The following is a 25,118-nucleotide window of genomic DNA, read 5'->3' as shown; positions in this document are numbered from 1 at the left end:
CGAGAGCACCGACCTCTCTCGCGAGCGACTCTCTCGGTGGGGAGCAGCGATCTCCGTCGAGAGCACCGACCTCTGTCGCGAGCGACTCTCTCGGTGGGGAGCAGCGATCTCCGTCGAGAGCACCGCTCTCCGTGGTGAGCACCGCTCTCTTCTCGCATCACCGCTCCCGAAGGCGCGTGGTCACCCAGGCACCGAGCCGGGAGCACCGCCCCGTCGCGAGCGACGCTCTCCAACGCGGACACCGATCCCAGACGTGAGCACCGATCTCCATCGAGAGCACCGCTCTCAGTTCGGAGCACCGCTCCCCCTAGCGAGCACCGCTCTCTCGCATCACCGCTCCCGAAGCCGCGTAGTCACCCAGGCGCCCACCAGCGCCACCCCGGCCATCGGCAGGAAGACGGCAGCGAAGGCCGCCGGGTGGGAGCCGGCGGAGTCGGCGGCGGTGTGGGAGACCGCCCCGCCGCCGAGCGCGGCGAAGGCGGCGCCGCCCGCGGCGAGGAGGAGGACGTTCGAGAGACCGTCGGAGATCTGGAGGGCGGCGGAGTTGGCACCGGCGTCCTTGGGCGCGGAGAGCTGGAGCAGCAGCACACTGGTGGAGGCGGTCACCAGCCCCATCCCGAAGCAGCCGAACCCCCAGGCGACGGCGACGGTCCACACCGGCACGGAGGGGATCAGCACGCTGGGCGCGGCGGCGATGGCGGCCGCCACGAGCAGCATCCCGAGGAGCATCAGCCGTTCCCGGTACGGCTCCACACGCGGCCGGGACTGTACGAGGGAGCCCAGCGCCCAGGTCCCGCCGCCCGCCGCGAGCGAGAACCCGGCGAGCGTCGGTGACAGCCCCCGCTGGGTGACGAGCATCAGCGGCACGAAGGATTCGGCGGCGATGAAGGAACCCGCGGCGACTCCGCGCAACAGCACGACGGACGGCAGCCCGCGGGCCGCCCGGTGGGTGCCGGGCGGCAGGAGACCGAGGACGGCCGGGACCAGCAGGGCGGCTCCCACGGCGCCCGGGAGGAGCGCGAGCGGACGCAGGTCCTGGGCGGCGTACTGGAGGAGCCCCGCGCCGAGCGAGATGCCGAACGCCAGCCGGATACGGCGGCGGTCGAAGGGAGCGGGGACGGTGCCGTCCGCCGGGCCGGACGCCCGGCGCCGTATCTGCGGCAGGGCGAGCGCCAGCGGGAAGACGACCAGGACGGGTATCCCGATGAACACCCAGCGCCAGCCGAGGTGTTCGGTCACCGCACCCGCGGCGAGCGGCCCGACGACGGACGGGACCACCCAGCCCGCCGCGAACCCCGCCATGATGGCCGGCCGCAGCCGTTGCGGGTAGGCGCGGCCCACGACCACGTAGAGCGCGACGATCACCAGTCCGCCGCCGAGACCCTGCACCGCCCGGCCCAGCACGAACATCCACATGGTTCCGGCCGTACCGGCCAGCAGCAAGCCCGCCGCGAAGGCACCGATCCCGGTGGCCAGCGGACCCAGCGGCCCGGCCCGGTCGGACCACTGGCCGGCAAGCACCATGCCGAACAGGCTCGTCGTGAAGTACCCCGAGAAGGCGAAGGCGTAGAGGGCGACACCGTGGAGTTCGCGCGCCGCGACCGGCATGGCCGTGCCAACCGCCGTCGCCTCGAAGGCGATCAGCAGCACGACGGAGACGATGCCGATGCTCAGGGCCCGGTGATCCCGGCTCAGCACTCCCCCGCCGACCCCGTCCGTCACGGTCACCTCGGCGACCACCGCCCGTCCGGTCACCTCGGCGGCCTCCGGCGGCACCGTCGTTTCAGCGGCCTCCGGGAGCACGGCTGTTTCAGCGGCATCCGGGAGCATGGTCGGAGTGACGGTGACGGTGACGTCGTCGTCCCTCGGGTCCAGGGTGCTCATACACGCCAGAGTAAGAGGCGTAGCCCCGTTTGACCCCTGTCAGAAGGCCGTGATCACCTGCGACCTTGGTCGTACGCCCCCGCCGCCGGCCGTATGGACGCGCTGCCGGCCGTACGGACGCGCTGCCGGTCGGCCGACGGGTTCCTGGCTCGTACGACACAGGGACGCGCTGCCGGCCGGTCGACGCGTCCTGGCTCGTACGACACACACGTCTCCTGGGCCGTACGACGCTCTTCATGAACGCCGTGTGGCAGTCCCGTTGCACGGCGCCCGTCCCCCTTGAGCCCCGCGTCCCGTCCGCCTACGGTCGGTACACCGAGTTCGGAACTGCACATCGTTCCCGGCCCGGCCGTGTGCCCGAGTGGTTTAGGGACTCGCCTGCAAAGCGAGTTACGTGGGTTCGATTCCCGCCACGGCCTCTATGGCCTGACCTGGCAAAACAAAAGGGCGGAACCCCATCCGGGGTGCCGCCCTTTTGGCCGTCCGTCTCAGTTGGCCGCTCAACCGACGTCCGGCAGCGCTTCTGGAGTGTCTTCCTCGTCCGCCTTCCGCTGTGCACGACGCGCATTTTCCGCGCGCACAGCGTCCAACCACCGCCACAGCCCGATCTCCTCCGGCTTCAGGCCCGGACAGGCGATCTGATGCGGTATCCGGCACACAGCGCCAGGCCCGGGCTCGTCCTCGCGGCTGTTCCACGCCGTCCCATTGGAGTCGATGTACCAGCGGTGCCAGGCGGGCACCATGTGCGCGAGCACGGGCATGCCCGGCTCAAGGAGAACATGCATGCCGTAGTAGGTGACATGCCGATCACCGACCAGCCCACAGTTGGGGCAGATGGGGGTAGCCGGCGGCTCCGGCCCTGTGGCACCCTCCATCGCGGCTTGGGCACGGTCGGTGTTCTCCCACGGCTGCGGCGCATCCGACGGCGGATGGCGGTGTCCGTCGGGGCCGGATATCGGGATGATGCTCGATTCGCCTGTATCCCCCATGAGTTAGAGCGTGCGGGTGGCTTACGGGCGTGGGACAGGGCGCGAATAGGGCGCAACGGAAGCAGATGGGCGGGGTCCCGAAGCGTGGGTGACGGCTCGGGAGACACCCGACGACTCACCCTTCGCGCCCGCTCTGGCCGGGCTGTTTCCGTTTCCCGCCACGGCCTCCAGCGCCTTCAGCAGGCGGCGTAAGGGCGGTGCCCCAGGAGGGTGCCGCCCTTTGGTACGTGCGGAGTTGCCGGGGTCGCGGCCTCAGCCGGTGTCGACCGCACCCTCGCGGCCCGACGCCCGCGGATCCCGCGACCCCGCCACCCCGGCACCGCAGCACCCCGGCAGCCCGGCAGCCCCGCTACGCGTACAGCACCCCAACCCCCTGATCCGCAAACGTCTCCGGCCAGTGGCGGCGGCCGTCGTCCGTGAGGAAGGCCGGGGACGGGTCGCAGGCGAGGGGGTCGACCGTGGCGAGGGTCTGGGTCATGGTGGCGGCCAGTTGGCCGTAGGAGGCCGTGAGGTCGTGGGTGGCGGCGAGTGACTTCTCGCGGTGGAGGAGCCAGACGGTGAACGCCAGGGTGGAGAGGTCGGCGTTGAGGGGGCGAAGGGTGAAGTCGGGCTCGCTCCAGGCGAGGACCGTGCCCGTGCCGCCCTCGACCACGAGGCTGGTGTCCTCCATGAGGTGTCCGAGGCGTATCAGCCGGCGCGCCTCGTCCGGGAGGTCGTCGTCGGTGAACTCACCGGGGCGCTCGTCGGCGTAGTACTCGGCGAGGGTCGGCAGTGGTACCTCGGTGTCGAGCTGGAACATGAAACCGTCCTCCGGGAGTCCCGTTTCACGCAGGAAGCGGCGGCTCGGCTCATGGGTGAGCGACGCCGGGAAGTCGACCTCCTCGAAGCGCATGATCTCGCCGGAGCCGAACTCCTCCTCCAGCAGGCGCGGCGGCAGGTCGAGGCGCAGGCCCGTCCCGGGGCCCGCGATCCGGGCGAGCGGGCGGATCATCGCGGCCATCCGCCAGTACGGCGGGACGGCGCCTTCGGTGCCCTTCTCGAAGACGGCGGAGAGCCGCTCGGACGCCTCTGCGACCGCCTTGGGGCCGAAGCGCCCGCTGAGCGAGGCGAACTCCCCGCGCGCCGCCGCCAGTTCCTCCGTCGCCGCCGCGAACCGCAGCAGCGCCTCCAGTGAGGGAGCCAGCGGGGCGAGGCCCATGAGGCCGGGGACGCGGTCCAGGCGCGTGGTGCAGATCTCGCCCGTCGCCCCGTCCAGGACGATCGACTCCAGGTCCCTGTCGTACGTGCGGACGGTCCCTATGACCAGCTGGTTCCGGAGCTCCTCGGCGAGCTTGTCGATGGTGTCCACCAGGTCCGCCACCCGGCGCGGCGCGGCATCCCGCAGCACGCCGAACCCCAACAGCGAACCCTCGCGGGGCAGTCCGGGTCCGGTCAGGCGGTGGCGCGTCTCCGCGTGCGTGACGTACGGGTCCAGCTCGTCGTCGGTCAGTGTGATCGTGCCACCGACATCGGTGTCAGTCGTGCTCATGGCTCCCCCGCGCATATGAACGCATTCGTGCTTCCCCCCGGAAGGAGGAACACCCCACTGCCCAGCGGCGGTTCCCCATGGAGCAGAACCATACGCCGCACCACTGACAACACCGGAAACGCACAGGTACGGCCCCCGCACACCGCGGGAACACCGGTTCTCACGCCACCCGGGCCTGCTCACGACCCGCCAGAATCGCGTCCACCGTCCGGGCCACGTCCAGTTCGGAACTGTCCAGCCACAGCCCGATACGCGGGGTCGCCGAGCGCAGTTCGTGGTCGAGCTCCTCGACCGTCCACGATGAAGAGCCACCGCCGGCTCAGGTGAAGTACACGCCGCCCGCCACGACCACCACCGCGGCCACGACGAATACCAGCAGGACCAGCATCAGCCTGCCGACGCTCGGCGCGGGCTCGTAACGGGGCTCCTCCGGAGCGGACTCCCGCACAGCGGACTCCCGCGCGGCGGAGCCGGGTTCGGCCGGCTCCCGCGTGTCGTCCGTGCTCACGGGGTCGTCACCACCGCCGCCTGCGGGCGGATGGGCAGTCGGTTGACCGGGCGGCCGGTCGCCGCGCGGACGGCCGACGCGATGGCCGCAGGGGACGTCACGACCGGCACCGCGCTGACCGCCTTCGCGCCGAACGGAGCGACGACGTCGCGTTCCTCGACGAGCTTGACGATGCGGATGTCGGGTGTGTCCAGGGCGGTCGGCAGGGCGTAGCCGGTGAGGTCGGGGTGGCGGACCAGGCCCCGCGCGGTGCGCAGGTTCTCGGTGAGCGCCGCGCCGACGCCCTGGGTGACGCCCGCCTCGATCCGGGCCGCCAGCTGGGCGGGGTTGAGCACCCGGCCCACGTCCTGGGCCAGCGCGAGTTCCACGACTCTGACCGAGCCCAGCTCGATGTCGACGTCCACCACCGCGCGGATCGCGCAGAACGCGAGGCCCACGAAGGCGTCGCCCTGGCCCGCGGCGTCCAGCGGCTCCGTCGGATGCGGGCGGCACTGGGCGGTGGCCCACAGTTCCTTGCCGTCCATCGCCTCGGTGACGGTCGTGGAGAGCACGCCGTCGTACGAGGTGATCTTGCCGTCGGTGATCTGGAGCAGCTCCGTGGACATGCCGAACTTGTGCGCCAGGGGCTGCAACAGCTGCGTACGCACCATCTTGGCGGCCCGTTCGACCGCGCCGCCCGACACCCATGTGTGCCGGCCTCGGCAGCTCGCGCCCGCCGGGGGCTGGTCGGTGTCGACGGGCGCCACGAGCACCTCGTCGATGCCGAGCGTCTCCTGGACGATCTGCCGGGCCAGCGTGGCGAAGCCCTGGCCGGTCTCCACGGCCGCGCACAGCACGGTGGCGACGCCGTCGTGGACCTTGACCGTGGCCGTCGAGACCTCGTCCGCGCCCTCGGCGCCGAGCATGTGGACCATGCCGAGGCCGTACCCGACACCACGGCGTACGGCGCCGGGCTCGCCCGCGCCCTCGGGGCCGCCCGGGAGCAGCCACTCGTCCTCGGGGGTGTCCTTGGGGAGGGCGGGCAGCGGGAAGTCCCGTACCGCCTGGAGGAGTTCGGCGACCGGGGCCGGGCACGTCACCGTCTGGCCGGTCGGCAGGATGTCGCCGGTGGACATCACGTTGCGCAGCCGCAGCTCCGCCGGGTCGACGCCGAGCTTCTTGGCGAGCTTGTCCATCTGCGCCTCGTAGGCGGCGCACACCTGCATGGCGCCCTCGCCGCGCACATGGCCGGAGGGCGGGTTGTTGGTGCGTACGGCCCATCCCTCGATGAAGGCGTTGGGGACCACGTACGGGCCGCAGGCGAAGGAGACGGCGGCGGCGAGCGCTTCGGAGGACGTGTCGGCGTAGGCGCCCGCGTCCAGCAGGATCTGTGCCTCGACCTTCACCAGCCTGCCGTCGGTGTCCGCGTGGTGGCGGTAGCGCAGCAGCGTGGGGTGCCGGTGGGCGTGGCCCAGGAAGGACTCCTCGCGCGTGGCGGTGAGTTTCACCGGGCAGCCGGTCTTCAGCGCCAGCAGACCGAGCGGGAGTTGGATGCCCTGGTCCTCGCGGTCCGCGGTGGCGCCGGGGACACCGGTGACGACGACCTTCACGCGCTCGGGCTCCAGGCCGTAGCAGGCGGCGGCCGTGTCGCGGTCGGTGTGCGGGTCGGTGGACGCCACGTAGAGCTCGACTCCGCCGTCGGGGCGGGGCACGGCGAGGCCGGCCTCCGCGCCGATGGGGGCCGGGTCCTGGCGGCCGATGCGGTACAGGCCCTCGACGACGACCTCGGCGGCCGCGTCGGGGTCGCCGTGGCGCAGCGGGATGTGGCGGATCAGGTTGCCGTCGGGGTGCAGCGGTTCGGCTTCGAAGGCCTGCTCGGGGTCGGTCACCGGTTCGAGGACGTCGTACTCGACGATGACGGCGGCTGCGGCCATGCGCGCGGTGTCCGGGTGGTCGGCGGCGACGGCCGCGATGGGCTCCCCATGGTGGCGTACGACCTCGGAGGCGAACACCGGGCGGTCGGGCTTGCCGCGTCCGTGCAGCGCGGCGCCCGGCACGTCCTCGTGGGTGACGACGGCGTGGACGCCGGGCATCTCGCGCGCGTGGGTGGTGTCGATGGACACGATGCGCGCGTGCGGGTGGGGCGACCTGAGCACGGCGGCCCACAGCAGGCCCTCGGCCCACAGGTCGGCCGCGTAGGGGAAGGTGCCCTCGGTCTTGGCGCGGGCCTCCACGGACGGCAGGGACACGCCCAGGCCGTGCGGGAGCGGTTCGGGGGCGGGTGCGGCCGCCGGGGTGGTCGCGGTCGCGGCTTCGTTGCTCACGCCTGGCCTCCGTCCTGGCCGTACGGCTGGTCGTGCGGACCTGGGGACTCGAACGCGGAGGGGTTGACGCCACCGGCGCCCGGACCCGCCTGGTGCGGAATACGTGCCTCGTCGCCGTCGGCCGCCGGGTCGGCGGCCGCGTGGTGCGCCTCGCGTTCGGCGACGACCTCGCGTACGGCGTTCAGGACGCCGCGGTAGCCCGAGCAGCGGCAGAGGTTGCCGCAGAGCGCCTGGCGGGTCTCCAGCTCGGTCGGCGCGGGGTTGCCCTCCAGCAGGTCGTGCACGGTCATGGCCATGCCCGGCACGCAGAAGCCGCACTGGACCGCGCCGCACTTGGCGAGCGCCCGCTGCACGTCCGAGGGCTGCCCCTCGGTGGCCAGGCCCTCGACGGTGCGCACCTCGCTGCCGGCGGCGGTGACGGCGGGCACCAGGCAGGACGCCACGAGCCGCCCGTCCACCTGCACGTTGCACGCGCCGCACTCGCCCTGCGAGCAGCCGTCCTTGGCGCCGGCGAGACCGAGCCGCTCGCGCAGGACGTAGAGCAGCGACTCGCCGATCCAGGCGTCGGTGACCGGGCGGTCGGCGCCGTTCACCCGCAGGACGTACGACGCCATGGGGTGTTCGTTGTGCGCGGGGGCCGGGTGCGCGGCGTTCTCGTCCTCCGGGGTGTCCTCGGAGAACTCGGCCGCGGCCGCGTCGGTTTCGGCGGCCTGCCCGGCTTCGACGCCCTCGTCGGCCGGCGCCTCCGCGCCGGAGTCGTACCCGTCGGACTCGTCCGCGCCGGAGTCGTACCCGTCGAACTCGTCCGCGCCGGAGCCGTATCCGTCGGACTCGCGCGCGCCGGGGCCGTACCCGTCGGGCTCGTCCGTTCCGGAGTCGTACCCGTCAGACTCCGTGGCGGCCGCCTCAGCGGCCTCAGCGGCCCCGTGGACGCGCTCGGAGGCCTCCTGTGCCGCTTGAGCCGTCGCGTCCGCGTACGCGCCGTCAGACGGCCCTGTGGCCCTCTCGCCGCCGGCACCGCCGGGCAGGTGGCTGCCGTGCAGCCCCGCGGGCGCGCCGGCGTGTCCGTCCGAAGGCGCGTCGGCGTGCCGCTCCGGCCCGGCGGGGGGCCCGGCGGACCAGGGCTGCCCGATGGTCTCCGTCGCCCAGGGCGCGGCCGCGCCTCCGGGGAGGGTGGCCGGCGGGGTGCCGCCCCACTGCTCGACCAGTGCCGATGTGGTGAACTCGCCCGATTCGTCCGGAAGATCGCCGTTGGCCACCGGGATCGACCACTGTCCGGTGACGTCATGGCCGGAGGCACCCTGCCCGTAGGCGCCGCCGGGCGCGTGCGGCCGCTCGGATGCGTGCGCTCCCTCCGCGTCCGCGAAGGTCCACTGCCCGGTGGCTCCCTGCTGGTACGAGAAACCGTCGGGGGCCGCTTCCCTGGGCGCGGCGTTCGGGTCCGGCCACTGGACGCCCTCGGCCGGTACGGCCCAGCTGCCGGTGGACGCCGGGTCGGTACCCGCGGAGGTGGTGGGTGTGACCGTTATCTGCGGGGGCACATAGCCGTGGCCGGGCGCCGCGAGCGGGCTGTCCCGGTCCGCCAGGAGGGCGTCGATGCCCCCCTCGGGGAGCTTGACGAAGGCCGTGGCGCCGTCGTCGTAGTCGCCTTGCGGCAGCCGCTCCCAGCCTCCGTGGGTGCCGCTGCGGGGGGCGCCCTCCCCGTGCTGCTCGTCGGTCATGACAGTGCCCTCCCCAGTGCTCGTCGGGCCAGCGCGGCGACGGTGCGCCGCAGGTGCAGTACGGCCGGCGGAAGCTGCTGTACGGAACCGTCCTCGGCCGGCAGCGGGTCGGGGATGCAGGCCGCGGCGACGTAGTCCCCGAAGGCGCCCAGCGCCTCGGGCACCAGGGCGCGGTTGTTGTCCCAGTCGATCAGCGAGGCGACCCACTGTTCGGCGTCCAGGGGCCGCAGCGGCATCGGCGCTATGGCACCGACGGCGCACCGCACTCCGCGCCGGGCGGGGTCGAGGACGAGCGCCACGGACGCGATCGCGCGCCCCGGCCCGGTGCGTCCTGTCGCCTTCACGAAGACCTGGGGGGCGTGCAGCAGCGGCACACGCACGTAGCCGATGAGTTCGCCGCCGCGGAGCATCTCCACGCCCGCGAGCAGATGTGACACGGGGATCTCGCGGCGGGCTCCGCCTTGGCCCGCGATGATCAGCGTGGCCTCCAGGGCGGCCAGTACGGGCAGCGCGTCCCCGGTGGGAGCGGCCGAGGCGATGTTGCCGCCCAGGGTGCCCGCGTTGCGGATCTGCGGCGGGCCCGCGGCACGGGCGGCGGCGGCGAGCGCGGGGATCAGGGCCGCGAAGTCGGGGCGCCCCATGCGCGCGTGGGTGAGGCCGGCGCCGAGCAGGGCGTGGCCGTCCTGGTACTGCCAGCCGCGGATCTCGCTGATCCGGCCGAGGCCGACGAGTGCGGCGGGCCTGAGCTGCCCGGAGTTGACCGCGGCCATGAGATCGGTGCCGCCCGCCACCGGAACGGCGGCAGGCGTGGCGGCGAGCGCCGCGACCGCCTCGTCCAGCGAGGCGGGCAGCGTGACGGCCTGCGCCGCCTGCGGTGCGTGCGTGGTCAAACCGGCTGCCCCTTCCCGCTGCCCCACCTGGTCCCACCTGTGTTGCGCGTACGGTACGTGCTGACAGGGCGGACGTGGCAACTCTGGCACATCTTCCCCGGTCCCCGACGCGGGGGTCCGCTAGGAGGCATTCGCCCCTCTCACCAGGGAGATGGTCCGTTTTAGGACGGCATCACCGGTCCACGCCGATTGGCACTCTTCGGTGACCCTTGTGCCGCTTTTCGCCTTGTGGGACCACCGTCCCAGGGCGGGGCCCCCGGGACACGCCGCTCGCCACTCCCCTCACACGTTCGGGGGCGCCCCCTCGATCGGGCGTCCGAGCACCCCGGGCCGCCGCTGCCACGGATGCGGTCCCGCGGGCGGGCGGTAGGCCACCCCCAGGGCGTCAAGTCGCCCGTAGTGGGCGGTCATCCGGCGCTCGAAGTCCGCGAAGTCCCGCTCGGCGGGGGCGGGCAGGACACTCCAGGCGACCTCGGCGAAGGCCGCGAGCCGGGGGAACACCTGATAGTCCACGCGCGCGTGGTCCTCCATCACCTCGGTCCACACGTTGACCTGGGTGCCCAGCACGTGCCGCGCCTCCTCGGGCGTCAACTCCGGCGGTACGGGCTCGAAGCGGTACACGTCCTCCAGGGTGCGCACGTATCCGATGGGCACCGGCTCGTCGGCGCCGCCGTCCTGACGGTGGTCCAGGTACACCTGCTGCTCCGGGCACATGACGACGTCGTGGCCCGCGCGGGCGGCCGTGATGCCGCCCCGGTAGCCGCGCCACGAGGACACCGCGGCCCCCGGCGCGAGGCCGCCCTCCAGGATCTCGTCCCAGCCGATCAGCCGACGCCCGCGCGCGGAGAGCCAGTTGTCGAAGTGCCGGATGAACCAGGACTGCAACTCGTCCTCGTCCGCGAGCCCCCGTTCCTTGATGCGGGCCTGCGCGGTGGGCGACTGCCGCCACTGGTCCTTGGCGCACTCGTCGCCGCCGATGTGGAAGAACTCCGAGAACGGCGCCGCGTCCGCCGGGAACAGACCGAGGAGTTCCTCGAACACCCCCTCGTAGAAGCGCAGGGTGTTGTCAGTGGGGGCGAGTACGTTCTTGGATACGCCCCAGTTGTCCCAGACGGAGAGGGAGGTCGTGTCGATGACGTCGGTGTTGCCCAGTTCCGGATACGCGGCGATGGCGGCCTGCGAGTGCCCCGGGATGTCGATTTCGGGGACGACGGCGATATGCCGCTCGGCCGCGTACGCGACGATCTCGCGGATGTCGTCCTGCGTGTAGAAGCCCCCGTGCGGCTTCTCCTCCCACAGCGGCGAGGCGCGATGGCCGGATTTTGTCCGCGCCCGCCAGGATCCGGCCTCCGTCAGCTTCGGATACCGCTCGATCTCGACGCGCCATCCCTGGTCGTCGGTGAGATGGAAGTGGAAGACGTTGAGTTTGTGCGCGGCCAGGAGATCGAGATAGCGCAGGACCCCGTCCTTGGGCATGAAGTGCCGGGAGACGTCGAGCATCAGACCGCGCCAGGGAAAGCGTGGCCCGTCCTCGATGGTCTGGTGCGCGATGCCGTACGTGCTGCCCGGGCGGAGGGGAGCGCGCCGGAAGGCATCGGGGCCGAGGAGCTGACGCAGTGTCTGAGCGCCCCAGAACACCCCGGCCGCGCTGCCGCCGGTGATTTCGATGCCCGAGCCGGCGACCACGTCGAGCCGGTACGCCTCCCGTTCCAGCGAGTCGTCAAGCCGCAGCCGCACGGAGTCGGTGGCATCCTCCGGCCCGGGCGGCAGCGGCAGGCCGAGGGCCGCGCCGAGGGTGGAGCGCAGGAGGCGTTCCGCGGTGCCCGTGCCGGGCGCGGCCCACAGGGTGGTCTCCGCGCCCAGGGAGACACCGCCGTGCGTCGGGCCCTCGACGGCACGCGGCGCCGGAATCACATCACTCACGTCAGTCCTTAACCGCGCCGCCCAGTCCGGAGACCAGCCATCGCTGTACGAGTACGAAGAAGACCAGCACCGGAATCGTCATCACCGTGGAAGCCGCCATCACGCCGCCCCAGTCCGGCTCGTCGGGCTTGTAGAAGACGAGAAGAGCCATCGGCAGAGTGGACTGCGAGGTGTCGCTGATGATGAAGGACTTGGCGAACAGGAAGTCGTTCCAGGCCGAGATGAACGAAAAGACGCTCGTCGCCACCAGCCCCGGGAAGACGAGCGGGAAAAGGATCTGCCAGAGGAATCGCGCCCGGCTCGCCCCGTCGATGTACGCGGCCTCCTCCAGCGCGTCCGGAACGGCCTTCACGAAACCCCGCAGCATCCAGATCGCGAACGGCAGCGAGAAGGCGATGTGCGGCAGGATCAGCGAGCCCAGCGTGTTGAGCTGTCCGAAGTCCCGCATCAGGAAGAAGAGCGGGATCGTCAGCGCTTCCACCGGCACCATCTGCGCGATGAGGAACATGATCAGCAGAGTGGTCCGGAAACGGAAGCGGAATCGTGTCACCGCCGTCGCCGCGAGAAACGCGACAAGCGCCGAGACGACGACCACCGAGCAGGCCACCACCAGGCTGTTGACGAAGTAACGGCCGAATTCCTGCTGTCCGAACACGCGCCGGAAGGAATCCAGCGACGGCGAGAGCGTCCAGGGCCGCGGCTGGCTGGACTCGATCTCCCCCGCCGGCTTGAAGGCGCTCAGCACCATCCAGTACAGGGGAAAGGCCACGACCACCGCGATCAGCAGCGCCGAGGCCTCCGCGGCCAGCCGCCACGGCCGCCGCGGGCGCCGTACGAACCCGGGCACGAGTGTCACAGTTCCTCCCCCTGCCGCCGCAGCAGACGCAGGTACCCGAGCGTGACCGCCATCAGCATGAGCAGCATCACCACACCGATCGCCGAGCCGAGGCTGTACTGCGACGACGCGAACGCCTTCTGGTACGCGTACACGTTCAGTACGAGGTTCTGCCCGGCGATCCCGCCGCCGTTGGTCATCACGTAGATCTGCGTGAAGACCTTGAAGTCCCAGATGACCGACTGGATGGTGACGACCACCAGGATCGGCCGGAGCATCGGCGCCAGCACCGAGCGCCAGATCCGCCACTGCGAGGCACCGTCCAGCGACGCCGCTTCGAGCACCTCGCCCGGTACGGCCCTGATCCCCGCGTACACCGTCACCATCACGAACGGGAAGGAGCACCAGACCACTTCGAGCAGGACGAGGGCGAAGGCGCTCAGGCGCCCGTACGTCCAGGAGTGGTCGCCGAGCCCGAGGACCCGGTTGACCGGGCCGAAGTCGGGGTCGAAGAGGAACAGCCACACCGTGGAGCCGGTGACGGCCGGCGTCGCCCAGGCGCCGAGCGCCGCCAGCATCAACGCCAGCCGCGGCAGCGCGCGGACCCGGGTGAGCAGCACGGCCAGCGCGCAGCCGACCGCGAGCGTCGAGACGACGCACGCGGCCGCGAACACCACGGTGGCGAGGAGTACCTGCCAGAACTGGTCGTCGCCGAAGAGCGCCGCGTAGTTGCCGAAGCCCTCGAAGGTGGTCGGCTCGCCTCCGCTGACCTGCGCCTGGGTGTACTCCAGGAACGAGATCAGGCCGAGCTGGTAGATGGGGTAGACGAGCAGGCCGCCGAGGACGACCAGGGCGGGGGCGAGATAGAGCCAGGGGGTCCAGCCGGCGCGCCCGCGCCGGTCCGGGCGAGGACCCGGCGCGGCCCTGGCGGCCGTGTGGCCGCCCGCGCCGGCCCGTTCGGTGAGCGTGTCGTGCGCTGCCATCGGCTCAGCCCACGGAGCTGAACGCGTCGTTCATCTTCTTCGCCGCGTCCTTCGAGGCCGCCGGCACGTCCTTCTTGCCGCTGACGACCTCCTGGAACATCGTCGGCAGGACGAGCGACGCGTCGATCTGCGCCCAGGCGGGCGAGGCGGGGACGAACTTGGCGCCCGCGGCGAGCGTCTTCACGAACGGCTCGACGAATGGCTCCTTCTTGGCGACGTCGTCCCGCACATCGGTGTACGTCGGCAGGAAGCCCATGGCGTCGAAGAGTTCGCCCTGGGTCTTCTTCGAAGCGAGCTGCTTCATCAGGTCGACGGCGAGCGTGCGGTGCGAGGTGCTCTTCAGCACGCCGACGTTGTTGCCGCCCGCGAACGCCGGCGCGATCTCGCCCGCCTTCAGACCCGGCAGCGGTACGACGGCGTACTTGCCCTTGACCTTGCCCGCCTCGATCGCCGCGTGGCTGAAGTCGCCGCCGATGGCCATGCCCGCCTTGCCCGAGGCGAACGCGGTGACCGTGTCGTTGCCGCCCATGCCGGCGCACTTGGCGGCCGGACAGTTGGTGTCGCCGAAGAGCGAGGTGTAGGCCTTGATGCCCTTCTGGGCGTCGGCGCTGTCGATGGTGGAGGCGTACGAGCCGCCCTTGCCCTGGGCGAGTTCGCCGCCGTTCGCCCAGATGAAGGGCATCGCGCCGTACGTGTACGCGCCGCCGACCGCGAGCCCGTACAGGTCGGGCCTGGCCGCCCGGATGGCGTGCGCGGTGTCGGCCAGCTCGCCTTGCGTTCTGGGCACTTGGAGGTTGAGTTCCTCGAAGACGTCCGTGCGGTAGTAGAGGGCTCGGACGCCGACGAAGAAGGGCGCGCCGTAGATCTTTCCGTCGACCGTCACGGACTGCTTGGCGGTCGGGTCGGTTTCCTTGGCTTCCTTCCAGTCGGTGAACTCCTTGGTGACGTCGGCGAGTCCGCCGTCCTTCACGTATCCGGCCGTGTCCGTGTTGCCGTACTCGATGACGTCCGGCGCGCTCCTGGGGTCGTTGAAGGCGGCCTTGATGCGCTGGGCCCGGGTCTCGACGGGTATGTACTCGACCTTCACCTCGGCGCCCTTGTGTGCCTTCTCGAAGTCGGCCACGGCCGCGTCGACGACCTTCTCCTTGGGCGCGTTGCTGACCTCCTGGAAGAGCCAGACGCGCAGGGTGCCGCTCTTGTCGTCCTTGCCGGAGGAGGAGTTGTCGGACGTCTGGGGGGCGCAGGCGGTGACGGTCAGACCGGCGGCCACAAGGGCGGCCAGGGGCGCGGCCATTCGGACAGAGAGCTTCATCGAGCATCCTCCGGTGGGGGTGCGTTGCAACATACGCAATGGCGGTTTTGCCCTGCACAACACACCGGAGGCTATGGAGTACATGAACATGCCCACAAGAGGTCTCTACCACTCTGTGACCCCGAGACGCACTCCGTGCAACGGCCGGAGGCGCGACACCGCCCCCGGGTACGACAAAGACCGCGGCGCCCTCCATCGGGCACCGCGGTCGTGCTCGTCCGCGCGGCGTGCCGCGTCCCGTCCCCGGACGCGAGGGCGTTACTTCTTGTCGCCGCCGCCCTTGCCGTTGTCCTTGTCGCCGCCGGCGCCCATGGACTCGTAGATCTCCTTGCACATGGGGCACACGGGGTACTTCTTCGGGTCGCGTCCCGGGACCCACACCTTGCCGCAGAGGGCCACGACGGGCGTGCCGTCGAGGGCGCTCGCCATGATCTTGTCCTTCTGGACGTAGTGGGCGAAGCGCTCGTGGTCACCGTCGCCGTGCGACGTCTGCGGCGTCGGCTCTACGAGGGTCCCCGTCCCAGTACCTCGCTGGGGCTGGGTCTCAGGCTCAAGAGTGCTCATGACGCCAAGGGTACTGAAGCGCGAGCCCGTCAGTTCAGCGAAGGGTCGTCCGGATACGTCGCCACCATCGCCAGTTCGTTGCGCTGGCGGCGGAGGACCTCGCGCCACAGGCGTTCCGGTGACGGGGACGAGACGTCTCCGGGTTCCGACTCCACGACGTACCAGGCGCCCTCGACGAGTTCGTCCTCCAGCTGGCCCGGGCCCCAGCCCGCGTATCCGGCGAAGATCCGCAGGGAGCCGAGGGCGGCGGCGAGCAGTTCGGGCGGGGCCTCCAGGTCGACGAGTCCGATGGCGCCGTGCACCCGGCGCCAGCCCAGCGGTGTCTGTTCCCCCGCCACGTCCCCGGGGATGACCGCGACGCCCAGCGCGGAGTCGAGGGAGACCGGACCGCCCTGGAAGACGACACCGGGCTCGCCGGCCAAGTCCGCCCAGGCTTCGAGGATGTCGCTGACGTCGACCGGTGTGGGCCGGTTGAGGACGACGCCCAGGGAGCCCTCCTCGTCGTGGTCGAGGAGCAGCACCACCGCACGGTCGAAGTTGGGGTCCGCCAGGGCGGGCGTGGCCACGAGCAGTCGCCCTGTGAGCGAGGACACCTCGGTCATGCCAGACATGATCCCGCATCTTCCCGCCGCGTGGGGAGCCAATGCCGGTACGCGAGTGAATGCAGCTCAGGGCGCACAGGAGCGGGCCCCGCGCACTTTGCGGTCGGTGACCCCGTGTGCCCGGTGCGGAGCGGTTCGTGTTGTGGCAAAGCTATGACGTACCTGGGAGGTCCTTGGGCTTACTTAAGGGGGGTGGACGGCCATTACGCTTACGTCTTCGGCCCTGCCCACCTCACCGGAACGCGAGATTCATGACCGTCAACGGCTCTGATGACGTACTGCTTGTCCACGGCGGAACCCCGCTCGAGGGCGAAATCCGTGTCCGCGGTGCGAAGAACCTCGTACCGAAGGCCATGGTCGCGGCGCTGCTGGGCAGCGCTCCGAGCCGGCTGCGCAACGTCCCGGACATCCGTGACGTGCGGGTCGTGCGCGGACTGCTCCAGCTGCACGGCGTGACGGTCCGCCCCGGCGAGGAACCGGGCGAGCTGGTGATGGACCCGTCGCACGTCGAGAGCGCCAACGTCGCTGACATCGATGCCCACGCGGGTTCGTCGCGTATCCCGATCCTGTTCTGCGGCCCGCTGCTGCACCGGCTGGGGCACGCGTTCATCCCCGGTCTCGGTGGCTGTGACATCGGTGGCCGGCCGATCGACTTCCACTTCGAGGTGCTGCGGCAGTTCGGCGCGAAGATCGAGAAGCGGGCGGACGGGCAGTATCTGGAGGCCCCGCAGCGGCTGCGCGGCACGAAGATCCAGCTGCCGTACCCGTCGGTGGGCGCGACCGAGCAGGTGCTGCTGACCGCCGTGCTGGCGGAGGGTGTCACCGAGCTCGCCAACGCGGCCGTGGAGCCCGAGATCGAGGACCTCATCTGCGTCCTGCAGAAGATGGGCGCGATCATCGCCATGGACACCGACCGGACGATCCGGATCACCGGTGTCGACTCGCTCGGCGGCTACACCCACGCGGCCCTCCCGGACCGCCTGGAGGCCGCCTCGTGGGCGTCCGCCGCGCTGGCGACCGAGGGCAACATCTACGTCCGCGGCGCCCAGCAGCGCTCGATGATGACGTTCCTGAACACCTACCGGAAGGTCGGCGGCGCCTTCGAGATCGACGACGAGGGCATCCGCTTCTGGCACCCGGGCAGCCAGCTGAAGTCGATCGCGCTGGAGACGGACGTCCACCCCGGTTTCCAGACCGACTGGCAGCAGCCGCTGGTCGTGGCGCTGACGCAGGCCACGGGCCTGTCGATCATCCACGAGACGGTGTACGAGTCCCGCCTCGGCTTCACCTCGGCGCTCAACCAGATGGGCGCGCACATCCAGCTCTACCGCGAGTGCCTCGGCGGTTCGGTCTGCCGTTTCGGCCAGCGCAACTTCCTGCACTCCGCCGTCGTTTCGGGCCCCACCAAGCTCCAGGGCGCCGACCTGGTCATCCCCGACCTGCGCGGCGGCTTCTCGTACCTGATCGCCGCCCTCGCGGCCCAGGGGACCTCCCGCGTCCACGGCATCGACCTGATCAACCGCGGCTACGAGAACTTCATGGAGAAGCTCGTGGAGCTCGGTGCGAAGGTCGAGCTGCCGGGCAAGGCACTCGGCTAGACGGCCCGGGTACGGGGTTCCGGGATCGCCCGGAGCCCCGTGCGGCGGGTACGTGGCTCCGGGGCCTCCCGGGCTCCGTACCGCGCGTACGACGATGGGGCGGCCCCTGGTGAAGGGGGCCGCCCCATTGGCGTACTGCTCTGCCGTGCGCCTCCCGTGACGCGGGCGGCGTAGGCCTTACTTGCCCTTGGCGGCTTCCTTGAGCTTGCTGCCCGCGGACACCTTCACGCTGTAACCGGCGGGGATCTGGATGGGGTCGCCGGTCTGCGGGTTGCGCGCGGTGCGAGCGGCACGGTGGGTGCGCTCGAAGGTCAGGAAGCCGGGGATGGTGACCTTCTCGTCGCCCTTGGCGACGATCTCGCCGACGGTCTCGGCGAACGCGGCCAGAACGGCGTCGGCGTCCTTGCGGGTCACCTCGGCACGGTCGGCCAGCGCGGCCACCAGCTCACTGCGGTTCATGTTGTTACTCCCGTGTTCTTCTTGCCGTTGAGGCGTGCCACGCGGCGAAGCCGCACGTTGGATGCGGCGAAGCCGATGCTGCCAGGGTCCTCGGTCGGTCCCCGGACCCGGGTCCGAAGCCAGACCCTCGCGCCCGAAGACGCATCCTGCCCCCACCTGCGGCGGGAAAGCCAATCCGGCACCCCTGGGAGTCACACGAACACCCTTGGGAGTCACACGAAAAGCGCCACTGCCTCGGTGTGGTGACGCTCCGTCCGCTCCCGGCAGCGGACCGCAGGGCCTGGGAAGGCCTGAGCCTGGCCGCCACCATAGAGGGCGGCCGTGGGCGCCGCGGCCCGCGACGCGCCGGTGCCCAGGCGGTCGTGGCAACCGTCACAGCCGACCGCTCCGGCAGTCACGCGTCCGTCGCGGCCGGCTGTTCAGACCGTCCCAGTACCCGTCAGGGCCATTCTCACGCGGTCGTGTTGCTCTCGGTCACCCCGGCGGCCTTCGCGGCGTCGCGCACGGCGCCGGCGACGGCGCCCGCGACCTTGTCGTTGAAGACGCTCGGGATGATGTAGTTCGGGTTGAGCTCGTCCTGCGTCACCACGTCCGCCAGGGCGGTCGCGGCGGCCAGCATCATCTCCGTGTTGACGGTGCGCGACTGGGCGTCCAGGAGGCCGCGGAAGACGCCCGGGAAGACCAGCACGTTGTTGATCTGGTTGGGGAAGTCGGAGCGGCCGGTGGCGACAACTGCCGCGGTCTGGCGGGCGATTGCCGGGTCGACCTCGGGGTCCGGGTTCGCGAGCGCGAACACGATGGCGCCCTCGGCCATGGCGGCCACGTCCGCGCCGTCCAGCACGTTCGGGGCGGAGACGCCGATGAAGACGTCGGCGCCGCGCACGGCTTCCTTCAGGGTGCCGGTGAGGCCCTCGGGGTTGGTGTTGTCGGCGATCCAGCGCAGCGGCGAGTCGGCTTCGGTGTCCACCAGGTCCTTGCGGTCCGCGTGCACGACGCCGTGGATGTCGGCGACGACGGCGTTCTTGACGCCGGCGGCCAGCAGCAGCTTGAGGATGGCCGTACCGGCCGCGCCGGCGCCGGACATGACCACCCGGATGTCGCCGATGGCCTTGTTCGTCACGCGCAGCGCGTTGGTCAGGGCGGCGAGGACGACGATCGCGGTGCCGTGCTGGTCGTCGTGGAAGACCGGGATGTCGAGGGCCTCGCGCAGCCGGGCCTCGATCTCGAAGCAGCGCGGCGCGGAGATGTCCTCGAGGTTGATGCCCGCGAAGCCGGGGGCGATGGCCTTGACGATCTCGACGATGGCGTCGGTGTCCTGGGTGTCCAGGCACAGCGGCCAGGCGTCGATGCCGGCGAAGCGCTTGAAGAGGGCGGCCTTGCCCTCCATGACCGGCAGGGCGGCCTTCGGGCCGATGTTGCCGAGGCCGAGGACGGCCGAGCCGTCCGTCACGACCGCAACGGAGTTGCGCTTGATGGTGAGGCGGCGGGCGTCCTCGGGGTTCTCGGCGATCGCCATGCACACCCGGGCCACGCCGGGGGTGTAGATCATCGAGAGGTCGTCACGGTTGCGGATCGGGTGCTTGGACTGCATCTCGATCTTGCCGCCGAGGTGCATCAGGAACGTACGGTCGGAGACCTTGCCGAGCGTGACGCCCTCGATGCCGCGGAGCTTCTCGACGATCTCGTCGGCGTGGCCGGTCGAGCTGGCCGCGATGGTGACGTCGATCCGGAGCTTCTCGTGTCCGGACGCGGTCACGTCGAGGCCGGTCACCGAGCCGCCGAGGGACTCCACGGCCGTGGTGATCTGGGAGACCGCGGTACCGCTCGCGGGCACCTCCAGCCGGACCGTAATCGAGTAGGAGACGCTGGGCGCCGTTGCCATGGCCGACTTCCTCTGCTTTCACCGTGTTCGCTGCGTACGCCGCGGGAGCGGAATCGCCCCGGCGGCGTCGTCCGATCGTCGCACCTACCGCGGAGTACGTGGTAGCCGCCCCGGGTTGCGAACGTATTGTTCGCAGCGGCCGGGAGACTTTCGGAAAACAACTTCCACCATACGAGAAGTAGCCTGCCGGTGGAAGCCCCGGCCCCCGGGTGGAGCCGCGCCGCGGAAATGAACTTTCGGGACGGGAATTGCCTTGCGGGGATCGTTTGTTACCGTGGACGTGACACCGGCCCGATCCAAGCCCCCGGGCCCAACCTTCGTCGCTACGAGCGACCACTTGCCGCGAGGCGAGCATGGCGGGTCGGTGTCGTGAACGTGCAAGAGGCCCACGCCATCACATGGCGTGGGCCTCTTCGCTGCTCCGGGGGCCTGTCACTCGCCGCCCCCGGCCGCCGCCTCAGTCCCGCAGCAGGTCCGGCACCCCGTTCCCGTCCGGCTCGTCCCGGTCCGCCGAGACGACCGTCAGCTGCTGGGTCGCGCGGGTCAGGGCGACGTACAGGACACGCAGGCCCGCGGGCGACTCGTCGGCGATCTCCGCCGGCGAGACGACGACCGTGGCGTCGTACTCCAGGCCCTTGGCCTCCAGGCTGCCGAGCGCCACGACGCGGTCGCCGAGTCCGGACAGCCAGCGGGCGGCCTCGTCCCGCCGGTTCATGGCCACGACGACGCCCACGGTGCCGTCCACCCGGTCGAGCAGCCGGGCGGCCTCCGCCCGGACGGTCCGGGCGAGCGAGTCCCGTACGGCCGCGAAGCGCGGTTCGACGCCCGTGGAGCGGACGGCGGACGGCGACTGGGACCCGGGCATGGCGAGGGCGAGGACCTTGGCCGCCAGCTCGGCGATCTCGGCCGGGTTGCGGTAGTTCACCGTCAGGGTGAAACGGCGCCTGGGGCGGGTCCCCAGGGCCTCGTCCCGGGCCTCCGCGGCCTCTTCGGGCTCGGACCACGAGGACTGGGCCGGATCGCCGACCACCGTCCAGGTGGCGTGTCTTCCCCGGCGGCCCACCATGCGCCACTGCATGGGCGTGAGGTCCTGCGCCTCGTCGACGATGACGTGCGCGTACTCGGTCCGCTCCTGGGCGAGGCGCTCGGCCCGCTCGCGCTGGGTCTCCTCGCGCACCGGCATGAGCTCGTCGAGGCCGGTGAGCTGGTCGAGCGGGTCGAGGTCACGCCTGCGGCGAGGGCGGGCGGGGCTGCCGAGGATGGAGTTCAGCTCGTCGAGCATCGCCACGTCGTGCACGGAGAGCCCGTCCCGCTTGAGCGAGCGGGCTACCCGGCGGACCTCGCCGGGGTTCAGGATCCGCCGCGCCCACCGGCCGAGCCGCCTCTCGTCGGCCATGGCGGCCAGCACGCCCCGCGGGGTCAGCTCCGGCCACCAGGCGTCCAGGAACTCGATGAAGCTGTCCTCCGAGGTGATGTCCTCGTCGAACGACGACCGCAGCTCGGCGGCGAGCTCGGGGTCCGTGTGCCGCGCCCCCGACCCGGAGCGGGCCCACAGGGCGTCCAGGAGCAGCTTGCGCGCCCGGGGACGCAACAGGTTGACGGGCGCGGTTCCGCTGAGCGCGTTGTCGCGGATCCGCTCCAGCTCGCCGCCCTCCAGCTCGATCCGGCGCCCGAAGGCGACGACCCGCAGCCGGGTGGGCGGACCGGCCGGCGGCTGCGGCCGGTCGGTCTCCTCCCCGAAGGCGAGCTGCTCCGCCCCGGCCGGGGACCGGCCGGAGGACTCCCTGCCGGGCCGGCCGGAGCCCGACGAGGCCTCCAGGGCCCCGCGTGCCGCCTTCCGCAGCACCTTCAGCATCCGGTACGAGCCCTTGGCGCGGGCGACCGCGGGGGAGTCGTACAGCGTGGCCTCCGCCCCGTCGACCAGGGAGCCGATGGCGCGGATGGCGACCTGGCCCTCCTCGCCGAGGGACGGCAGGACGCCTTCGGTGTAGGCCACGAGCAGCGGGGTCGGCGAGACGATGAGGATGCCGCCCGAGTACCGGCGGCGGTCCTGGTAGAGCAGATAGGCGGCCCGGTGCAGGGCGACCGCCGTCTTGCCGGTGCCGGGGCCGCCCTCGACGTAGGTCACCGAGGCGGCGGGGGCCCGGATCACCAGGTCCTGCTCCGCCTGGATCGACGCCACGATGTCGCGCATGGTGTGGCTGCGGGCCTGGCCGAGGGCGGCCATCAGTGCGCCGTCGCCGATCACCGGGAGCTCACCGCCGTCCAGCGTCGCCCGGAGCTCGGGGCGCATCAGGTCGTCCTCGACCCCGAGCACCTTGCGGCCCTTGGAGCGGATGACCCGGCGGCGGACCACCCGGCCCGGGTCGACGGGGGTGGAGCGGTAGAACGGTGCCGCGGCGGGCGCCCTCCAGTCGATGACCAGCGGCGCGTAGTCGGCGTCCAGGACGCCGATACGGCCGATGTGAAGCGTTTCCGCGATGTCGGCCGTGTTGTCCTCGCGGACAGCGCCGTCGGCCGGTTCCACCGCTGTGTACGCGCCGTCCGGACCCTTCTCGCCGTCCTTCCCGAGAAGCAGGTCGATCCGGCCGAAGAGGAAGTCCTCGAACTCGTTGTTCAGGCGGTTGAGGTGAATTCCCGCCCGGAACACCTGGGCGTCGCGCTCCGCGAGCGCCCCCGGTGTCCCGACCTGACCGCGCTTGGCGGCGTCGTTCATCAGGAATTCCGCCTCGTGGATCTTCTCCTCGAGACGGTGGTACACCCGGTCCAGGTGCTCCTGTTCGACGCTGATTTCCCGGTCCCGTACGGAGTCGTCCTTGGCGGCGTCGTGCCGTACGGATTCATGGACCGAGCCAAGCGCGGTTTCCTGCTGAGCCTGAGCGGCCACCGGGCCCCCTTCTGACGTGCTGGGCAGCCGTCAACCGTACGCGAAGGGGGGCCCTTAAGCTACGCGCGCGCTTTCGGTTCGCTCACGCGTCCACTTCTACGAGCCGCTTGCCCTCGAAGGTCATGACCTCGAAGTGGTCGATCTCGTTCGGGGTGAAGGCCGCGCCGCCGTGCACATAGAGCGGGTTCTTCGCCTCTTCGGTCTTGGCGTTGGCGACGCCGTAACCCCACTTCGGGACCGCCCAGGACGTCACCGTCTCCCGCTCGCCGTTCTTGCCGACGGCGATCAGCGAGCACTTCAGCGGGCCCGTGACGTTCTTGAGCTGGAGGACCGCGTGGGTGCCCCAGTCCTTCTTCTCGACGGCGACCACGGCGTTGACCTTGGTGGTCGGGTCCGTGGCCTGGACCCGGTCGTGCATGTCCTCGAAGGCGGCCTTGGCGGGGCTGGTGGCGTGCGCCTGGGGGCTCGTGCTCCCGTCGCTGCCACCACTGACCGCCAGCACCGTCAACGGGCCGCCGATGATCAGCGCGGCCGCGGCCGCCACCAGGTACATCCCGCGCCGGCGCTTCACGGCCCGCCGCTCGGAGACCTCGTCGACCAGCCGGTCCGCGAGCCGTGGGCTCGGTTTGGCGGCCAGGGACTCGCCGATGGCCGGGCTGCCCTGGGAACCGGGCAGGTCCGCGAGCGCGGCCAGCATCGGTTCCATCCCGGCGAGTTCGTCGAGCTGCTGGGCGCACCACTCGCAGGTGGCGAGGTGCGCCTCGAAGGCGGTCGCCTCGGCGTTGTCGAGAATGCCGAGGGCGTAGGCGCCGACGGTCTCGTGTTCGTTAGGGCCCTGTGATCCCTGCATGGAACCAGGACTACCCGTTCCGAAACCCCCGTAAATACTCATGCCGTCACCCCCCGCTCCTCCAGCGCAAGCTTCATCGACCTCAGTGCGTAGAACACCCGTGAGCGCACCGTGCCGCTGGGGATGCCGAGCGTTTCAGCGGCCTCATTGACCGTACGCCCTTTGAAGTACGTTTCGACCAGAACCTCCCTGTGAGCAGGGGTCAGGTCGTCCAGCGCGTCCGACAGTGTCATCAGCCACAACGCCTTGTCGATCTCGTCCTCCGCGGGGATGACCTCCAGCGGCGACGGGTCGACCTCCTGCGGCCGGGCCTGCCGGCTGCGGTGGCCGTCGATGACGATGCGCCGGGCGACCGTCACCAGCCAGGGGCGTACCGAACCGGTCGCACGATTGAGCTGACCGGCGTTCTTCCAGGCACGGATGAGTGTTTCCTGCACGACGTCCTCGGCCCGCTGCCGATCACCCGCGACCAGTCGCAGCACGTAGGCGAGCAGAGGTCCGGCGTGTTCGCGGTACAGCGCACGCATCAGCTCCTCGTCAGGTTCCGAGGGCTGTGACGCGCGATGTCGTGCCCTTGGCGGGCGTTCATCAGCCACGGCGGAATCCTTGCGCACGCCTACCTCCGGTGTCCCCGATTCGACCGGGGTCCCCCAGTCGGTCGCTCACCACGGGATACGGCTTTCGGCGTGGGTGTGTTCAAAGAGGTCGCACATATTTCTTGGTCCGTATGTGACGTGGGTGAAGTTCACGCTCGGGCGAGCGCTGCGCGGCGGCGATGCCGGGCCACCCGCTCCCGGTTTCCGCACACCTCACTGGAGCACCACCTTCGGCGCCGCCCCCGTGACGTGTCCAGGTAAACGATCGCACAGTTGTCCCCCTCGCAGCGCCGCAAGCCGGCCCGGACGACGGGGTCGGTGAGGAGCTCCACGGTGTCGCGGGCGACCGTGGCGAGCAGATCGGCACAGCGCAACGGCCCGTGCAGCCGGCGCATCAGCATCCCGTCGTCCGTGCGTACGGCGCGTGGCGCGGGCGGCGCGTGCACCGCGAGGGAGTTCACCCGCGCGAGCGCCGCGTCGGCGGGCCGCCCGTCCAGCTCCCCGGCCACCAACCGCGCGATGTGGCCGCGCAGTTCGTGGAAGGCGAGCAGCCAGGTCCCGTCGACCGCCGCCAGGGGCGTCCCGACGGGCACGAGCCCTGATCCGGCGATCCAGGCCCGTAGCCGCTCGGCCGAGCAGAGCCGTTCCTCGGGATGGCTGGTCGCCGCGAGGTCCAGGCAGATCCGCCCGGAGTCGAACCGCATCTCGTACGAGGCCGTGGCCGTGCCCGATGCCATGTGCCTGTCACCGCCTTGGTTACGCCTTGGGTTGAGCCGTGAGGGGTCGGTGGATCGTGCGGGGAAG

At 71.3% G+C, this 25,118-nt stretch carries 20 protein-coding genes and 1 tRNA gene; 2 read left to right on the top strand and 19 right to left on the bottom strand.

Annotated features, from left to right (window positions below; all coding sequences use genetic code 11):
* Positions 1-330: 330 nt before the first annotated feature.
* Positions 331-1,884, bottom strand: coding sequence for an MFS transporter (locus ACFVYF_RS26000; RefSeq protein ID WP_389459099.1), 1,554 nt, complete (start codon positions 1,882-1,884; stop codon positions 331-333).
* A 347-nt stretch (positions 1,885-2,231) separates the two neighbouring features.
* Between ACFVYF_RS26000 and ACFVYF_RS25995 the strand changes: the two genes are divergently transcribed.
* A tRNA-Cys gene (locus tag ACFVYF_RS25995) sits at positions 2,232-2,303 on the top strand.
* Between the two features lie 81 nt (positions 2,304-2,384).
* Here ACFVYF_RS25995 and ACFVYF_RS25990 read toward each other — a convergent pair.
* From ACFVYF_RS25990 to ACFVYF_RS25935, 12 genes are all read right to left on the bottom strand, one after another.
* Positions 2,385-2,873 (bottom strand): DUF6083 domain-containing protein, encoded by a 489-nt coding sequence (locus tag ACFVYF_RS25990; RefSeq protein WP_389459097.1) that lies wholly within the window; start codon positions 2,871-2,873, stop codon positions 2,385-2,387.
* A gap of 349 nt (positions 2,874-3,222) precedes the next feature.
* A complete protein-coding gene (locus tag ACFVYF_RS25985) occupies positions 3,223-4,401 on the bottom strand; it encodes an SUKH-4 family immunity protein (protein WP_389459095.1) in 1,179 nt (392 codons plus the stop codon).
* 319 nt (positions 4,402-4,720) lie between these two features.
* Positions 4,721-4,909, bottom strand: a complete 189-nt coding sequence (locus ACFVYF_RS25980) for a hypothetical protein (protein WP_389459093.1) — start codon at positions 4,907-4,909, stop codon at positions 4,721-4,723.
* Positions 4,906-7,212 carry a xanthine dehydrogenase family protein molybdopterin-binding subunit gene (locus ACFVYF_RS25975; RefSeq protein WP_389459091.1) on the bottom strand — a complete coding sequence of 769 codons (2,307 nt, stop codon included), beginning with the start codon at positions 7,210-7,212 and terminating at the stop codon, positions 4,906-4,908. The genes ACFVYF_RS25980 and ACFVYF_RS25975 overlap by 4 nt, the downstream gene beginning before the upstream one ends.
* A complete protein-coding gene (locus tag ACFVYF_RS25970) occupies positions 7,209-8,933 on the bottom strand; it encodes a 2Fe-2S iron-sulfur cluster-binding protein (protein ID WP_389459089.1) in 1,725 nt (574 codons plus the stop codon). The genes ACFVYF_RS25975 and ACFVYF_RS25970 overlap by 4 nt, the downstream gene beginning before the upstream one ends.
* The gene (locus tag ACFVYF_RS25965) at positions 8,930-9,823 is read right to left on the bottom strand and encodes an FAD binding domain-containing protein (RefSeq protein WP_389459087.1); all 894 of its coding nucleotides are present in this window, start codon (positions 9,821-9,823) and stop codon (positions 8,930-8,932) included. The genes ACFVYF_RS25970 and ACFVYF_RS25965 overlap by 4 nt, the downstream gene beginning before the upstream one ends.
* A gap of 282 nt (positions 9,824-10,105) precedes the next feature.
* Positions 10,106-11,746, bottom strand: a complete 1,641-nt coding sequence (locus tag ACFVYF_RS25960; protein ID WP_389459085.1) for a beta-N-acetylhexosaminidase — start codon at positions 11,744-11,746, stop codon at positions 10,106-10,108.
* 1 nt (position 11,747) lies between these two features.
* Positions 11,748-12,602: a carbohydrate ABC transporter permease gene (locus ACFVYF_RS25955; protein WP_389459083.1), complete on the bottom strand. Its 855-nt coding sequence runs from the start codon at positions 12,600-12,602 to the stop codon at positions 11,748-11,750.
* Positions 12,599-13,564, bottom strand: coding sequence for a carbohydrate ABC transporter permease (locus tag ACFVYF_RS25950; protein ID WP_389459081.1), 966 nt, complete (start codon positions 13,562-13,564; stop codon positions 12,599-12,601). The genes ACFVYF_RS25955 and ACFVYF_RS25950 overlap by 4 nt, the downstream gene beginning before the upstream one ends.
* Positions 13,565-13,568: 4 nt before the next feature.
* Positions 13,569-14,876, bottom strand: coding sequence for an extracellular solute-binding protein (locus tag ACFVYF_RS25945; protein ID WP_389459079.1), 1,308 nt, complete (start codon positions 14,874-14,876; stop codon positions 13,569-13,571).
* Between the two features lie 258 nt (positions 14,877-15,134).
* Positions 15,135-15,440, bottom strand: coding sequence for a DUF3039 domain-containing protein (locus ACFVYF_RS25940; protein WP_389459077.1), 306 nt, complete (start codon positions 15,438-15,440; stop codon positions 15,135-15,137).
* Positions 15,441-15,469: 29 nt separating this feature from the next.
* Positions 15,470-16,042 (bottom strand): YqgE/AlgH family protein, encoded by a 573-nt coding sequence (locus tag ACFVYF_RS25935; RefSeq protein WP_389459075.1) that lies wholly within the window; start codon positions 16,040-16,042, stop codon positions 15,470-15,472.
* A 251-nt stretch (positions 16,043-16,293) separates the two neighbouring features.
* Here ACFVYF_RS25935 and murA point away from each other — a divergent pair, with 251 nt between their 5' ends.
* Positions 16,294-17,640, top strand: coding sequence for a UDP-N-acetylglucosamine 1-carboxyvinyltransferase (murA, locus tag ACFVYF_RS25930; protein ID WP_389459073.1), 1,347 nt, complete (start codon positions 16,294-16,296; stop codon positions 17,638-17,640).
* Between the two features lie 177 nt (positions 17,641-17,817).
* Here murA and ACFVYF_RS25925 read toward each other — a convergent pair whose 3' ends face one another.
* From ACFVYF_RS25925 to ACFVYF_RS25900, 6 genes are all read right to left on the bottom strand, one after another.
* Positions 17,818-18,099, bottom strand: coding sequence for an HU family DNA-binding protein (locus ACFVYF_RS25925; RefSeq protein ID WP_007382399.1), 282 nt, complete (start codon positions 18,097-18,099; stop codon positions 17,818-17,820).
* A 451-nt stretch (positions 18,100-18,550) separates the two neighbouring features.
* Positions 18,551-19,981 carry an NAD-dependent malic enzyme gene (locus ACFVYF_RS25920; RefSeq protein WP_389459071.1) on the bottom strand — a complete coding sequence of 477 codons (1,431 nt, stop codon included), beginning with the start codon at positions 19,979-19,981 and terminating at the stop codon, positions 18,551-18,553.
* A gap of 457 nt (positions 19,982-20,438) precedes the next feature.
* Positions 20,439-22,868 (bottom strand): HelD family protein, encoded by a 2,430-nt coding sequence (locus tag ACFVYF_RS25915; RefSeq protein ID WP_389459070.1) that lies wholly within the window; start codon positions 22,866-22,868, stop codon positions 20,439-20,441.
* An 82-nt stretch (positions 22,869-22,950) separates the two neighbouring features.
* On the bottom strand, positions 22,951-23,718 hold the full coding sequence (locus ACFVYF_RS25910) for an anti-sigma factor family protein (protein WP_389459068.1): 768 nt from the start codon (positions 23,716-23,718) through the stop codon (positions 22,951-22,953).
* Between the two features lie 38 nt (positions 23,719-23,756).
* Complete coding sequence (locus ACFVYF_RS25905; protein WP_121402637.1) at positions 23,757-24,332, bottom strand: sigma-70 family RNA polymerase sigma factor; 576 nt, start codon at positions 24,330-24,332, stop codon at positions 23,757-23,759.
* A gap of 131 nt (positions 24,333-24,463) precedes the next feature.
* Positions 24,464-25,051, bottom strand: a complete 588-nt coding sequence (locus ACFVYF_RS25900; RefSeq protein ID WP_389459066.1) for a CGNR zinc finger domain-containing protein — start codon at positions 25,049-25,051, stop codon at positions 24,464-24,466.
* Positions 25,052-25,118 lie beyond the last annotated feature (67 nt).

Source organism: Streptomyces sp. NPDC058274 (assembly GCF_042881375.1).
Classification (GTDB): Bacteria; Actinomycetota; Actinomycetes; order Streptomycetales; family Streptomycetaceae; genus Streptomyces.
The sequence above is the reverse complement of the archived record's forward strand: the minus strand, read 5'-3'. Positions and strand labels throughout refer to the sequence as shown.

Coding starts and splice junctions, on each gene's coding strand:
- ACFVYF_RS25900 (WP_389459066.1), bottom strand. CDS start 25,051: ATGGCATCGGGCACGGCCACGGCCTCGTACGAGATGCGGTTCGACTCC.
- ACFVYF_RS25970 (WP_389459089.1), bottom strand. CDS start 8,933: ATGACCGACGAGCAGCACGGGGAGGGCGCCCCCCGCAGCGGCACCCAC.
- ACFVYF_RS25945 (WP_389459079.1), bottom strand. CDS start 14,876: ATGAAGCTCTCTGTCCGAATGGCCGCGCCCCTGGCCGCCCTTGTGGCC.
- ACFVYF_RS25990 (WP_389459097.1), bottom strand. CDS start 2,873: ATGGGGGATACAGGCGAATCGAGCATCATCCCGATATCCGGCCCCGAC.
- ACFVYF_RS25920 (WP_389459071.1), bottom strand. CDS start 19,981: ATGGCAACGGCGCCCAGCGTCTCCTACTCGATTACGGTCCGGCTGGAG.
- ACFVYF_RS25925 (WP_007382399.1), bottom strand. CDS start 18,099: ATGAACCGCAGTGAGCTGGTGGCCGCGCTGGCCGACCGTGCCGAGGTG.
- ACFVYF_RS25935 (WP_389459075.1), bottom strand. CDS start 16,042: ATGACCGAGGTGTCCTCGCTCACAGGGCGACTGCTCGTGGCCACGCCC.
- ACFVYF_RS26000 (WP_389459099.1), bottom strand. CDS start 1,884: ATGAGCACCCTGGACCCGAGGGACGACGACGTCACCGTCACCGTCACT.
- ACFVYF_RS25940 (WP_389459077.1), bottom strand. CDS start 15,440: ATGAGCACTCTTGAGCCTGAGACCCAGCCCCAGCGAGGTACTGGGACG.
- murA (WP_389459073.1), top strand. CDS start 16,294: ATGACCGTCAACGGCTCTGATGACGTACTGCTTGTCCACGGCGGAACC.
- ACFVYF_RS25950 (WP_389459081.1), bottom strand. CDS start 13,564: ATGGCAGCGCACGACACGCTCACCGAACGGGCCGGCGCGGGCGGCCAC.
- ACFVYF_RS25985 (WP_389459095.1), bottom strand. CDS start 4,401: ATGAGCACGACTGACACCGATGTCGGTGGCACGATCACACTGACCGAC.
- ACFVYF_RS25910 (WP_389459068.1), bottom strand. CDS start 23,718: ATGCAGGGATCACAGGGCCCTAACGAACACGAGACCGTCGGCGCCTAC.